A 12,062-nucleotide genomic window follows, 5' to 3' on the forward strand; every position below is an offset into this window, starting at 1 on the left:
GGCATTGCTGCTCGGGGGATGCCTGAACCTCCCCGCCAAGCCGCAGGAGCGACGCACCGAGCAGCGCATGTTGTGTAGCGAAGGGGCCAAGCGGGTGACCTTGCCCCAGCGTTTCTCCTTCGACCTGCCTGAACCGTTCCGGCACACAGAATGCGGTACGCTCATGGGCGGTTTCTACTACGACAGAATCAGCGACAGCCTGTCTGTCGCTACCGAGGGGACCTTCGCCTATGGCGATGTCCAGGTATCGGCGTCTTCGCTGTACATGAAGGTCAGCAGTTTTCTCGACGGTGAGGGTTATGGGCTGATGTATCCCCACGACGCCTTTCTCCAGGGCAAGCTGGCTGCATTGGCTTTGCCCGGCAGTGGTGCCAAACCCCGTGAAGTGGATTGGGTCACCCGGGGTGGCTACCAGTGCCTGCGCTTCTATGAGCACTGGCAGGGGGCTGCAGTGGGGCTCTGGGAGGATGAGGTCAGGTATTGGTGCTGGGAAGGGGAAAGCGGCCTTACTCAACCGTTCTATGTACATGCCGGGCAACGTCTGGCTTTGGGCGCCAAGGGTTACGATCTGGATCGGACCTTTATCCTGCCGTTCTTTGCCAGCTTGCAGATCAAGCGTCTGGCACCTTCGGCTCTGGCTCAGGCACAAAACCGGCTCCAGGCTGCTTGTGCCCGCGGCAAGGCTCGTTATGACCGGGGAAGTGCCTGGGGCAGCGACTACCCCGACAAGCGCCTGACCCTGACCCGCCTGCACTACTGCGGCTACGATGTGCCGCTGCCCGATCTCAAGGCGCCTTCACCTTGAACCTTCGGGCCTGCTCTAAGGAGGGTGTTTGCTGACAAGCCCGTTAGCCGACAGTACATAAGGATATGTTTATGAATACCTGGGCATGGATTGCGACGTTGCTGCTCTTGAGTGGTTGTGCTTCTCAACCGCTATCCAAGGATCATGATCAGGTCCTGTCTGAGGTCGCTGATGTGGTGCAGAGGGACAGCGGTGGCTCGGCACAGGGTGAGCACCAGGATTTGCAACAGCTTGTCACGCAGATCAACAGCCATGGGCAGCTTCCTGATCGTCTAGTGATTGTGGCCGGCGGGGGTGTTGAACGCTTCAATGTGCGTGACATGTTCGCCAAGGTTTCCCAAAGCCCCAACGGTAGGTTCCTGATGTTCGGGGCCAACCCGGCACTGGACAAGGCGATTGTCGGCGGTGCACTGAGTGGTCAGCGCTTTCCTCGGGTCTGGCTGTTCTTTGTCGGCGAACCTGGGCAAGAGCAGGAAATGCGCAGCATCGTCGAAGCAGCGGGCATCAGGTATTCGTTTATCAGCAAATACAAAAAGTGAAGGTGTCTGTGAGTATCCGCGGTGCCATGGGGATTGCCCTGGCCAGTGGTTGTCTGGGAGGCATCAGCAGTTGCACGGCGCCCTCTCTGGTTTACGAAAACCAGCGCCTGGGCTCTCGCCTGCACTACTGCGGCTACGACGTGCCGCTGCCCGACCTTTCGGCCCCGGCGCCCGGGGCCAAAGCCGACTGAACCTTCGCCTGTCACAACACTCCAGTACCCTGTAAGCCCGCGTCCTCACGGCGCCTGCCACTATTCCTCAGGGGTGAAGGCTGGCAGACTGCCGGTCTTTTCCCCGCTGTCTGTCTTGAGGCTATATGCCAGCGTTTTCACAGCGTCATCTGTTGTTCATCAGTTGGATCATTATCTTCGGTGGCCTGTTGCTGGCCTTGCCCCTGCGTCTGCTGCCCAGCCTGCTGGCCGGGTTGCTGGTGTTCGAGCTGGTCAACATGCTCACCCCGCAACTGCAGCGGCTGATCGAAGGCCGGCGTGCGCGCTGGCTGGCGGTGGCCTTGCTGGGCACCCTGGTGGTCAGCCTGCTGACCCTACTGTTCGCCGGGGCCATCAGTTTCCTGCTGCATGAGGCGGAGAACCCGGGTGCCTCGCTGGGCAAGTTCATGGTGGTGGTGGACAAGGCCCGGGGCCAGTTGCCGCCGTTCCTCGATTCCTACCTGCCGGCCAGCGCCGCCGAGTTCCAGGCTGCCATCGGTGCCTGGGCCAGCAAGCACCTGAGCGAGTTGCAACTGGTAGGCAAGGACGCGGCGCACATGTTCGTGACCCTGCTGATCGGCATGGTCCTGGGGGCGATCATTGCCCTGCAGCGGGTCCCCGACCTGACCAAGCGCAAGCCTCTGGCGGCGGCGCTGTTCGACCGTCTGCACCTGCTGGTCCAGGCGTTTCGCAACATCGTCTTCGCCCAGATCAAGATCTCCCTGCTCAACACCTTCTTCACCGGGATCTTCCTGGCGCTGATCCTGCCGCTGTTCGGGGTCAAGCTGCCGCTGACCAAGACCCTGATCGTGCTGACCTTCCTGCTGGGCCTGCTGCCGGTGATCGGCAACCTGATTTCCAACACACTGATCACCATCGTCGGCCTGTCGCTGTCGATCTGGGTGGCGGTGGCGGCGCTGGGCTACCTGATCTTTATCCACAAGCTGGAATACTTCCTCAACGCGCGGATCGTTGGCGGGCAGATCAGTGCCAAGTCCTGGGAGCTGCTGCTGGCGATGCTGGTGTTCGAGGCCGCCTTCGGCCTGCCCGGGGTGGTGGCGGGGCCGATCTATTACGCGTACCTGAAGAGCGAGTTGAAGCTGGCGGGATTGGTGTGAACCTTGTTCGCCGGCCCGCCGGCTCCTACAGAACCTTGTAGGAGCCGGCGGGCCGGCGAAGCTGTTTCAGCCGTAACGCTTCTTGGCCTCGATGGCCAGGCCGCTGCCGATGCTGCCGAAGATATTGCCTTCCACATGCCGGGCATTGGGCAGCATCGCCGCCACGCTCTGGCGCAGCGCCGGAATGCCGCTGGAACCGCCGGTGAAGAACACCGTATCGACCTGACCTACACCGACATTGGCGTCGCTCAGCAATTGGCTGACGCTGGTACGGATGCGCTCCAGCAGGCCGTCGATGGAGGTTTCGAACAAGGCCCGGCTCAGGTCGACACTGAGGTCGCGCTCGATTCGGTCCAGGGCTACCAGGCGGTTCTCTGCGTGGGTCAGCTGGATCTTGGTCTCTTCCACTTCCATGGCCAGCCAGTGCCCGGCGCGCTGTTCGATCAGCTTGAACAGACGGTCGATGCCGCCGGTGTCCTCGATGTCATAGCGCATGCTGCCCAGGGCCAGCTGGGATTTTTGCGAGTACACCGAGTTGATGGTGTGCCAGGTCGCCAGGTTCATGTGGTGGCTGGTGGGCATGTAGGCGCCGCTCTTCATCCGGCTGCCGTAACCGAACAGCGGCATCACGCCCTGGAGGCTCAGTTGCTTGTCGAAGTCGGTACCGCCGACGTGCACGCCGCCGGTGGCGAGGATGTCGTCATGCCGGTTGTCGACGCCACGGCGCTCGGGGGACAGGCGCACTAGGGAGAAGTCCGAGGTACCACCGCCGATGTCGACGATCAGTACCAGTTCCTCGCGCTCGATGGTGGATTCGTAGTCGAAGGCCGCGGCAATGGGCTCGTACTGGAAGGACACTTCCTTGAAACCGATCTTGCGGGCCACTTCCACCAGGGTGTCTTCGGCTTCCTGGTCGGCGGCGGCGTCGTCATCGACGAAGAACACCGGGCGCCCGAGCACCACTTCTTCGAACTCGCGACCGGCGGCGGCTTCGGCGCGGCTCTTCAACTGGCCGATGAACAGCCCCAGCAGGTCCTTGAAGGGCATCGCGGTGCCCAGCACGCTGGTGTCGTGCTTGATCAGCTTGGAGCCCAGCAGGCTTTTCAGCGAGCGCATCAGCCGGCCTTCGTAGCCTTCCAGGTATTCGTGCAACGCCAGGCGGCCGTATACCGGACGGCGCTCCTCGATATTGAAGAACACCACCGAAGGCAGGGTGATCTTGTCGTCCTCCAGGGCGATCAGCGTCTCCTCGCCGGGGCGCAGCCAGCCGACGGTGGAGTTGGAGGTACCGAAGTCAATGCCGCAGGCACGGGCCGGGGTGGCGTTGTTCATGTCTTTGGGTCCGGTGAAAAAAACGGCCGCGCAGCGTACGCCAGTCCTTGCGCGTTGCAAAGGCCGACTATCTGCTAAATCACTACCTGTTGTGCCTTGAAAGACTATCCTTGACCCCCAAACTTGCAGGCATGGGCCGAGCAGCCACCTGGGATCACAAGATCCGCCCGCGGCTGCCGATAAACTTCTGATGCGCCGTTCAGTCAGAGGATTGAGATTGATCAATTCTCATGCTGCCAGACCGAGCATGCTGTGCTGCACGCCGCGCGACTTTGATAACGGATGGTGATTCCCTCGATGGACTTCAAAGACTATTACAAGATTCTCGGCGTGGAGCCGACAGCGGACGACAAGGCGATCAAGGCCGCCTATCGCAAGCTGGCGCGCAAGTACCACCCCGACGTCAGTAAGGAAAAGGATGCCGAGGCCAAGTTCAAGGATGCTTCGGAAGCCTATGAAGCGCTGAAGAGCGCGGACAAGCGCGCCGAGTACGACGACCTGCGCAAGTACGGCCAGCATGGCCAGCCCTTCCAGGGCCCGCCGGGCTGGCAGAGCCGTGGCGGTTTTGGCGGCGGCGAGGACGGTGGCGATTTCTCGGACTTCTTCAGTTCGATCTTTGGTAACCGGGGGCCAGGATTCGGCGGCCCGGAGCAGCGCCGCAGCAGCGGTCGTCGTGGACAGGATGTGGAAATGGAACTGCCGATCTTTCTTGAAGAAACCCTGTCCACCGAGTCGAAGAAGATCAGCTTCCAGGTGCCGCAGTACAACGCCAATGGCCAACACGTCAGCAACACCAGCAAGAGCCTGAACGTGAAGATTCCGGCAGGTGTCACCGACGGCGAGCGCATCCGCCTCAAGGGCCAGGGCGCGCCGGGCGTGGGCGGCGGCGCGAATGGCGACCTGTACCTGACCATTCGCTTCGCGCCGCATCCCAAGTTCGATGTCGAAGGCGAGAACCTGATCATCACCCTGCCACTGGCCCCCTGGGAGCTGGCGCTGGGGACCGAGGTCGCGGTACCGACCCTGACCGGCAAGATCAACCTCAAGGTTCCGGCCGGCAGCCAGAATGGCCAGCGCATGCGCGCCAAGGGCCATGGCCTGCTGAACAAGGCCGGCCAGCGCGGCTACCTGTTCGTGCAACTCAAGGCGGTCATGCCCAAGCAGGCGGGCGACGACGTCAAGGCCTTGTGGCAGGAGCTGGCGAAGAAGGCAGCGTTCGACCCCCGGGAAAATTTCTGATTCGACACTAGGAGGCGCTGATCATGAGCACCCTGATCGTTCAGCTGGACATGGAAGAGTTCTGTGAAGTGGCCGACCTGTCGGCGGCCTACGTGATCGAAATCGTCGAGCACGGCATCCTCGAACCTCAGGGCCGGGCGCCCAAGGACTGGCGCTTCAACGACTATGAGCTGTCCCTGGCCAAGCGCGCGGCGAAGTTGCGCCGCGACCTGGACCTGGAATGGGAAGGCGTGGCCCTGGCCCTGGACCTGCTGGACGAAGTGCGGCAACTGCGCGCCGAGAACCAGATGCTCAAACAGCGCCTGGGCCGCCTGCTGGTGGACTGACCGCCCCCTGTAGGAGCCGGCTTGCCGGCGAAGAGGCCCTTGAGCCTTGCGTCGCTTGTGCTGGCGCCTTCGCTGGCAAGCCAGCTCCTACGGGGTGGCGCGGGAGACGCGCGGCAGGACCACGGTGAAGGTGGTGCCATCGCTGGCGTTGGAGCTGACTTCGATGCTGCCCTGGTGGGCAACCACCACTTCCTTGACGATGAACAACCCCAGGCCAAGGCTGGTGCTGGGGTTGCCCAGTTCTTCGTCGACGCTGCGCACCAACGGGTCGAACAGGGTGCCCAGGGCCTCCGGGGGGATCGGCGTGCCGTAGTTGTGCACGGTCAACAGCACCTGTTCCGCGCCACCGGTGATGGTCACGGTCACGGTGCGGCGGTTGTTGCCGTGCTGCAGGGCGTTGCCGATCAGGTTCTGCAGCATCTGCTCGATGCGCCCGCGGTCCCAGATGCCATGGCTGTCGCCCTCGAAGCTCATCAGCGGGGTGCAATCGGGCTGCCCGGCGCAGGCTTCGTCCATGGCCGCCTTGGCCGCGCTGGCCAGGTCCATGGGCGCAGGTTCGATGGGCAGGCTGCTGCCCAGGCGGCTGCGCACGAACTCCAGCAGGTCGCTGACCATGGCGCCCATGTGCCGGGTGCCGCTCTTGATACGTGAAACGAAGGCCTGGGCGTCGCCGTCCAGGGCGACTTTGCGTGCCAGCATTTCAGTGGACATGCTCACTGCCTGCAACGGCGCCCGCAGGTCGTGGCCAAGAATTGCCAGGAAGATATCCCGCGAGCGGCTGACCTGTTCGGCATAGGCCGCGGTGGACTCGGCCAGGGCTTCATCAATGGCTTCGTTGAAACGGATCATGTCCTGCAGGTAGGCCAGGTCCGGTGTCTGCAGGCTGGCCACCCACAGGCGGATCACGCAGGCTCGCAGGTGGCGGAATTCCGAGGTCATCTGCACCAGGTCAAAACCCACGTGATGGCGCAGCTCGCCATGGCTGGCGGCCGCGGCATCCAGGCTGGGGGTTTTTTCCGGGCCTTCGCCCTTGGCCTTGGCCCTTTGTTCCCCGGGGCTCTGGGCGGTGCACATATCCCGGGCGGCGGCCAGCAGGATGGAGCGCGCGTGGTCACGCAGGTCCGTGCGGGTCAGGGAGTCCTGGGCGAGGCTCCTGGCAAATTGTTCCCATTCATCAACGATTCGATCAACGTGCTGCACGATAAAATCGGACAGGCGCATAGCCGGGCACCTTACTGGGCAGTGAGTGGAAAACCGAGACGCATCTTAGCGCCTAATCGAACATTTCAGCAGCCACTCTGCCCAGTGGTGGACCGGCCCTAGAACAGGAAGTAGCGCTGGGCCATGGGCAGCACGTCCGCCGGTTCGCACCACAGCAGGACGCCATCAGCCTTGACCTGATAGGTCTGCGGGTCGACTTCGATATCCGGCAGGTAGTCGTTGTGGATCAGGTCGGTTTTCTGCACGTTGCGACAGCCCTTGACCACGGCGATGCGTTTTTTCAGCCCCAACTGCTCCGGCACCCCGGCCTCCAGTGCCGCCTGGCTGATGAAGGTCAGGCTGGTGGCGTGACGGCTGCCGCCGAAGCTGGCGAACATCGGCCGGTAGTGCACCGGCTGCGGGGTCGGGATCGAGGCGTTGGCGTCGCCCATCAGGCTGGCGGCAATGGCCCCGCCCTTGAGGATCAGGGTCGGCTTGACCCCGAAGAACGCCGGGCGCCAGAGCACCAGGTCGGCCCACTTGCCCACTTCGACGGAGCCCACCTCATGGCTGATGCCGTGGGTGATCGCCGGGTTGATGGTGTACTTGGCAATGTAGCGCTTGACCCGGAAGTTGCTGTTGCCCGGGCCGTCTCCCGGCAGCGGACCGCGCTGCTTGTGCATCTTGTCGGCGGTCTGCCAGGTGCGGGTCACCACTTCGCCGACCCGGCCCATGGCCTGGCTGTCGGAACTGATCATCGAGAACGCGCCCAGGTCGTGGAGGATGTCCTCGGCGGCAATGGTCTCCCGGCGGATGCGGCTTTCGGCGAAGGCCACGTCCTCGGCGATGCTCGGGTCCAGGTGATGGCAGACCATCAGCATGTCCAGGTGTTCGTCGATGGTGTTGCGGGTGAAGGGCCGGGTCGGGTTGGTGGAGCTGGGCAGCACATTGGCCAGGCCGCAGGCCTTGATGATGTCCGGGGCATGGCCGCCGCCGGCGCCTTCGGTGTGGTAGGTATGGATGGTGCGGCCCTTGAAGGCGCCCAGGGTGGTTTCGACGAAGCCCGATTCATTGAGGGTGTCGGTGTGGATCGCCACCTGCACGTCGTACTCATCGGCCACGCTCAGGCAGTTGTCGATGCTGGCCGGGGTGCTGCCCCAGTCCTCGTGCAGCTTGAGGCCGATGGCCCCGGCCTTGACCTGTTCGATCAGCGGCTCGGGCAGGCTGGCGTTGCCCTTGCCGGTAAAGCCGATGTTCATGGCGAAGGCGTCCGCCGCCTGGAGCATGCGCGCCATGTGCCAGGGCCCGGAGGTGCAGGTGGTGGCGTTGGTCCCGGTGGCAGGTCCCGTGCCGCCACCGATCATGGTGGTGACGCCGCTCATCAGCGCCTCTTCGATCTGCTGCGGGCAGATGAAGTGGATATGGGTATCGATGCCGCCGGCGGTGAGGATCATGCCCTCACCGGCGATGACCTCGGTGCTGGCGCCGATGGCGATGTTCACGTCGGGCTGGATGTCCGGATTGCCGGCCTTGCCTATGGCGGCGATGCGCCCGTCCTTGAGGCCGACGTCGGCCTTGACGATGCCCCAGTGGTCGATGATCAGGGCGTTGGTGATCAGGGTGTCCACCACCTCGGCGGCCAGCAACTGGCTCTGGCCCATACCGTCACGGATCACCTTGCCGCCGCCGAACTTCACTTCTTCACCGTAGGTGGTGAAATCCTTCTCCACTTCGATCCACAGCTCGGTGTCGGCCAGCCGCACCTTGTCGCCCACGGTGGGGCCGAACATGTCCGCGTAGGCTTCACGGGAAATCTTCATCGCAGCTCCTTACAAAAACAGGTCTTGCAGGAGCCGGCTTGCCGGCGAAGGGGCCCGAAAGACCGCATTCGCCGGCAAGCTGGCTCCTACGTGCGTAGGGTCGAGGGATCAGAGGTCGCCCATGATCCGCCCGGCGAAGCCGAATACCCGGCGCTTGCCGGCCAGTTCCACCAGTTCCACTTCCCGGGTCTGGCCCGGTTCGAAGCGCACCGCGGTGCCGGCGGCGATGTTCAGGCGCATGCCGCGGCTGGCGGCTCGGTCGAAGGTCAAGGCGTCGTTGGTTTCGAAGAAGTGGTAGTGGGAGCCGACCTGGATTGGCCGGTCGCCGCTGTTGGATACGTTCAGGCGCAGGGTGCGGCGCCCGGCGTTGAGTTCGATCTCGCCGGGCTGGATCTGGTATTGGCCAGGAATCATAGGGGTTGTCCCAGGGTCTTGAAGTAGATGGCGGTGGCGGTATAGGTGCCGTCCGGGCTCTGGCAGTAGTTGGGCAGTTCGCCGACCCGGGTATAGCCCAGGGCGCGGTAGAACTCTTCCGCCGCGGAGCCGGCCTCCGTGTCCAGGTACAGCAGCCCGCGCTTGTGCTGGCGGGCGGCCTGTTCCAGGGCATTCATCAACTGCTGGCCCAGGCCGCGGCGGCGGGCGCTGTGCAGGACCTGGAGCTTCTGCACCTCGGCGCGGTTGCGCCCGTTGGCCTTCATGCACAGGGCCAGTTGCACGCTGGCCAGGACTTTCTCGTCGCGTACCACCACCCACAACAGCAGGCTGCCGTCCTCGACCCCGGCCTGCACGCTGCTGAGGTAGCTGCGGGCCTGGCTGTCGTCGAGATCGGCCATGAAGCCGATGGACGCACCGTGCTGCACCGAGTCCAGCAGCAACTCGATCAGTCCCTGACGGTAATGGGCAAAGCTTTCTCCATGGACAAGGCGCAGTTGGGCGGCGTTCATCGAGATTTCACTCCTTGTGCGGGGCGGGCGGTTGCGCCCCGGGGTTGAGAATCAGCTGCATGAAGGTCAGGTCCAGCCAGCGCCCGAACTTGGTGCCCACCTGAGGCATCTGCCCGGTGCTGATGAACCCCAGGCGCTCATGCAGACGGACCGAGGCGCTGTTGCCGCTCTCGATGGCGGCCACCATCACGTGCTTGCCACAGCCCCGGGCGCGCTCCAGCAGCACCGCCATCAACTGCGGGCCCAGGCCGTTGCCGCGCTGGTCGCTGCGCACATAGACCGAATGTTCCACGGTGTGGCGGAAGCCGTCGAAAGGCCGCCAGTCGCCGAAGGAAGCGTAGCCGAGCACCTGCTCCTCGGCGTTGATGATCACCAGGATCGGATAGCCCTGGGCCTGGCGTGCGCTGAACCAGGCCTGGCGGTTGCCCAGGTCTACCGGTTGCTCGTTCCAGATCGCCGTGGTGTTGAGCACGGCGTCGTTGTAGATGTCGCGGATCGCCGGCAGGTCGGCATGCAGGGCATCGCGGATGCGATAGGTCATGGCACGGCCTCAAGCGATGGGTTGGTGAACGGTGACCAGCTTGGTGCCGTCGGGAAAGGTGGCTTCCACCTGGATGTCCGGGATCATCTCCGGGATGCCTTCCATCACCTGCTCGCGGCTGAGCAGGGTGGTGCCGTAGTGCATCAGTTCGGCCACGGTCTGCCCGTCCCGGGCGCCTTCGAGCAGCGCCGCGGAGATATAGGCCATGGTTTCCGGGTAGTTGAGCTTGAGGCCGCGGGCCAGTCGCCGCTCGGCCACCAGGCCGGCGGTGAAGATCAGCAGCTTGTCTTTTTCGCGTGGGGTCAGATCCATCGTGGTCAATCCGTTGTCAGGCAGTAGAAAAAGGTGCAGTGGAAAAGGGCATGCGGGTCAGGTGTTCCAGATTCTGGGTGGCCTGGCTTCGCGGCCCAGCAGCGCCGGGCGCAGCAGGCGCCACAGCTCGATCAGCCAGGCCCGGGCCTGCAGAGCTTCGCTGGCCAGGCAGCGGGCCACCAGCAGGCCCGGCAGTTGGCTCAGGTCGCCGCGTACCGGGTGTGCCAGGGCGCGACAGCGTTCCAGCAGTTCGCTGTCGATTTCACCGGTCACCAGCAAGGTGGCGAACACCGGCTGGCCATCCAGGCCGATGGGGGAATCCAGCAGGCCGTCGCCACCGCCGATGCGCTGGCGTTCATGCCACAGCGGCCGGCCGTCGCGGTACAGGTCCAGGTGGGCCTGGAAATGGCCCTGCTCGAACCGCTCGCCACTGGCCGGGCGCCCCAGGGCAATGATGTCCCAGTAGAACAGCCGGGCATCGCCCTGCAATTCGATGCGGGTCGTGAGCTCGGCCTGGGCAGCGCTGAAGACGATGGTTTCCTGGGGCAGCCACTCCAGGGTCGCGCCCGGCGCTACCTGCAGGTTCAGGGCCTGGCTGGCCGGGCCGGTGGCGCGATACCACTTGGCCGCCCCGGGGCTGGTCAACTGGGCCCAGGCCCCGCTGTCGACCCGGGCGCTGATGGCCAGCCGATCACCGCCGGCAATGCCGCCGGGCGGGTGGACGATGATGTGCTGGCAAACCTCGGGGCCTTCGGCATACAGGTGCTTCTGCACCCGCAGCGGGCCCAGGTGGCGGCGCAGCACCGGGCGCGTGGTGGCGCCGCAACGGGCATAGGCCAGCTCCAGTTCGGCGTGCCAGCTGGGAGTGAACAGGGCGGTGGCGGCAGGTAGGTTCATGCTGGGTCGTTATCGTTAGGAGGCTACAGATTAGATCGTAACCAGGCCGCGTACACCCTCGGCCTGCATATTTTCGCCGCGGCCCTGCTGGATGATTTCCCCCGGGACATCACCAGGTACTGGTCGGCCAGTTCGGCGGCAAAGTCGTAGAACTGCTCCACCAGCAGGATCGCCATGTCGCCCCGGGCCGCGAGCTTGCTGATCACCGCGCCGATCTCCTTGATCACCGAGGGCTGGATGCCTTCGGTGGGCTCATCGAGGATCAGCAGGCGCGGGCGGCTGGCCAGGGCCCGGCCGATGGCCAGTTGTTGCTGCTGGCCGCCGGAGAGATCGCCGCCACGGCGCTGCTTCATCTGCAACAGCACCGGGAACAGTTCGTAGATGAAGGCCGGCACTTCCTTGGCCTGGGAGCCGGGGAAGCGGGACAGGCCCATCAGCAGGTTTTCCTCCACGGTCAGGCGGCCGAAGATTTCCCGGCCCTGGGGCACGTAGGCGATCCCGGCGTGGACGCGCTGATGGGGCTTGTAGCCGGTGATGCCCCGGCCCTCCCAGTTGACCGCGCCCTCCTTGGCCGGCAGCAGGCCCATCAGGCACTTGAGCAGGGTGGTCTTGCCCACGCCGTTGCGCCCCAGCAGGCAGGTGACTTCACCGATCCGGGCCTCGAAGCTCAGGCCGCGCAGGATGTGGCTACCGCCGTAGTATTGGTGCAACTGGTCGACTTGGAGCATGGTCGGGTACTCGAGTTTTGTGGGGATTGCGGGGCGGTCTTCGCTGGCCAGC

At 64.3% G+C, this 12,062-nt stretch carries 14 protein-coding genes and 1 pseudogene; 6 read left to right on the forward strand and 9 right to left on the reverse strand.

Going from position 1 to position 12,062, the window contains the following annotated elements; genetic code table 11:
- Positions 1-67: 67 nt before the first annotated feature.
- From KI242_RS03190 to KI242_RS03205, 4 genes are all read left to right on the forward strand, one after another.
- Positions 68-805 (forward strand): hypothetical protein, encoded by a 738-nt coding sequence (locus tag KI242_RS03190; RefSeq protein ID WP_244868162.1) that lies wholly within the window; start codon positions 68-70, stop codon positions 803-805.
- A gap of 71 nt (positions 806-876) precedes the next feature.
- Positions 877-1,344: a hypothetical protein gene (locus KI242_RS03195; RefSeq protein WP_212805896.1), complete on the forward strand. Its 468-nt coding sequence runs from the start codon at positions 877-879 to the stop codon at positions 1,342-1,344.
- Positions 1,345-1,352: 8 nt separating this feature from the next.
- The gene (locus KI242_RS03200; protein WP_172621738.1) at positions 1,353-1,535 is read left to right on the forward strand and encodes a hypothetical protein; all 183 of its coding nucleotides are present in this window, start codon (positions 1,353-1,355) and stop codon (positions 1,533-1,535) included.
- A 125-nt stretch (positions 1,536-1,660) separates the two neighbouring features.
- Positions 1,661-2,671: a membrane protein gene (locus KI242_RS03205; protein WP_011058994.1), complete on the forward strand. Its 1,011-nt coding sequence runs from the start codon at positions 1,661-1,663 to the stop codon at positions 2,669-2,671.
- A gap of 66 nt (positions 2,672-2,737) precedes the next feature.
- Here KI242_RS03205 and KI242_RS03210 read toward each other — a convergent pair whose 3' ends face one another.
- Positions 2,738-4,003, reverse strand: coding sequence for an Hsp70 family protein (locus KI242_RS03210; protein ID WP_212805897.1), 1,266 nt, complete (start codon positions 4,001-4,003; stop codon positions 2,738-2,740).
- A gap of 297 nt (positions 4,004-4,300) precedes the next feature.
- Between KI242_RS03210 and KI242_RS03215 the strand changes: the two genes are divergently transcribed.
- A complete protein-coding gene (locus KI242_RS03215; protein WP_011058996.1) occupies positions 4,301-5,242 on the forward strand; it encodes a DnaJ C-terminal domain-containing protein in 942 nt (313 codons plus the stop codon).
- 23 nt (positions 5,243-5,265) lie between these two features.
- Positions 5,266-5,568: a chaperone modulator CbpM gene (locus tag KI242_RS03220; protein ID WP_011058997.1), complete on the forward strand. Its 303-nt coding sequence runs from the start codon at positions 5,266-5,268 to the stop codon at positions 5,566-5,568.
- Between the two features lie 87 nt (positions 5,569-5,655).
- Here KI242_RS03220 and KI242_RS03225 read toward each other — a convergent pair whose 3' ends face one another.
- The 8 genes and pseudogenes from KI242_RS03225 to urtE form a co-directional block, all read right to left on the reverse strand.
- The gene (locus KI242_RS03225) at positions 5,656-6,789 is read right to left on the reverse strand and encodes a HAMP domain-containing sensor histidine kinase (RefSeq protein WP_053148822.1); all 1,134 of its coding nucleotides are present in this window, start codon (positions 6,787-6,789) and stop codon (positions 5,656-5,658) included.
- A 98-nt stretch (positions 6,790-6,887) separates the two neighbouring features.
- The gene (gene ureC, locus KI242_RS03230) at positions 6,888-8,588 is read right to left on the reverse strand and encodes an urease subunit alpha (RefSeq protein ID WP_011058999.1); all 1,701 of its coding nucleotides are present in this window, start codon (positions 8,586-8,588) and stop codon (positions 6,888-6,890) included.
- Between the two features lie 108 nt (positions 8,589-8,696).
- Positions 8,697-9,002: an urease subunit beta gene (locus KI242_RS03235; RefSeq protein WP_011059000.1), complete on the reverse strand. Its 306-nt coding sequence runs from the start codon at positions 9,000-9,002 to the stop codon at positions 8,697-8,699.
- Positions 8,999-9,532 (reverse strand): GNAT family N-acetyltransferase, encoded by a 534-nt coding sequence (locus tag KI242_RS03240; RefSeq protein ID WP_011059001.1) that lies wholly within the window; start codon positions 9,530-9,532, stop codon positions 8,999-9,001. Before KI242_RS03240 ends, KI242_RS03235 begins: the two co-directional genes overlap by 4 nt.
- 7 nt (positions 9,533-9,539) lie before the next feature.
- Positions 9,540-10,073 (reverse strand): GNAT family N-acetyltransferase, encoded by a 534-nt coding sequence (locus KI242_RS03245; RefSeq protein ID WP_011059002.1) that lies wholly within the window; start codon positions 10,071-10,073, stop codon positions 9,540-9,542.
- A 9-nt stretch (positions 10,074-10,082) separates the two neighbouring features.
- Complete coding sequence (gene ureA, locus KI242_RS03250; protein ID WP_011059003.1) at positions 10,083-10,385, reverse strand: urease subunit gamma; 303 nt, start codon at positions 10,383-10,385, stop codon at positions 10,083-10,085.
- A 57-nt stretch (positions 10,386-10,442) separates the two neighbouring features.
- Positions 10,443-11,282, reverse strand: a complete 840-nt coding sequence (locus KI242_RS03255) for an urease accessory protein UreD (RefSeq protein WP_015633968.1) — start codon at positions 11,280-11,282, stop codon at positions 10,443-10,445.
- Positions 11,283-11,312: 30 nt separating this feature from the next.
- Positions 11,313-12,010, reverse strand: a pseudogene (urtE, locus tag KI242_RS03260) (urea ABC transporter ATP-binding subunit UrtE).
- Positions 12,011-12,062 lie beyond the last annotated feature (52 nt).

The sequence above is a fragment of the Pseudomonas sp. Eqa60 genome (assembly GCF_018326405.1).
Taxonomy (GTDB): domain Bacteria; phylum Pseudomonadota; class Gammaproteobacteria; order Pseudomonadales; family Pseudomonadaceae; genus Aquipseudomonas; species Aquipseudomonas protegens.

Bases quoted from the DNA above. Each gene is read 5' to 3' on its own strand.
- KI242_RS03245 (WP_011059002.1), bottom strand. From the start codon at position 10,073: ATGACCTATCGCATCCGCGATGCCCTGCATGCCGACCTGCCGGCGATC.
- KI242_RS03205 (WP_011058994.1), top strand. From the start codon at position 1,661: ATGCCAGCGTTTTCACAGCGTCATCTGTTGTTCATCAGTTGGATCATT.
- KI242_RS03210 (WP_212805897.1), bottom strand. From the start codon at position 4,003: ATGAACAACGCCACCCCGGCCCGTGCCTGCGGCATTGACTTCGGTACC.
- KI242_RS03220 (WP_011058997.1), top strand. From the start codon at position 5,266: ATGAGCACCCTGATCGTTCAGCTGGACATGGAAGAGTTCTGTGAAGTG.
- KI242_RS03240 (WP_011059001.1), bottom strand. From the start codon at position 9,532: ATGAACGCCGCCCAACTGCGCCTTGTCCATGGAGAAAGCTTTGCCCAT.
- KI242_RS03255 (WP_015633968.1), bottom strand. From the start codon at position 11,282: ATGAACCTACCTGCCGCCACCGCCCTGTTCACTCCCAGCTGGCACGCC.
- ureA (WP_011059003.1), bottom strand. From the start codon at position 10,385: ATGGATCTGACCCCACGCGAAAAAGACAAGCTGCTGATCTTCACCGCC.
- KI242_RS03225 (WP_053148822.1), bottom strand. From the start codon at position 6,789: ATGCGCCTGTCCGATTTTATCGTGCAGCACGTTGATCGAATCGTTGAT.
- KI242_RS03195 (WP_212805896.1), top strand. From the start codon at position 877: ATGAATACCTGGGCATGGATTGCGACGTTGCTGCTCTTGAGTGGTTGT.
- KI242_RS03190 (WP_244868162.1), top strand. From the start codon at position 68: ATGTTGTGTAGCGAAGGGGCCAAGCGGGTGACCTTGCCCCAGCGTTTC.
- KI242_RS03235 (WP_011059000.1), bottom strand. From the start codon at position 9,002: ATGATTCCTGGCCAATACCAGATCCAGCCCGGCGAGATCGAACTCAAC.
- ureC (WP_011058999.1), bottom strand. From the start codon at position 8,588: ATGAAGATTTCCCGTGAAGCCTACGCGGACATGTTCGGCCCCACCGTG.
- KI242_RS03215 (WP_011058996.1), top strand. From the start codon at position 4,301: ATGGACTTCAAAGACTATTACAAGATTCTCGGCGTGGAGCCGACAGCG.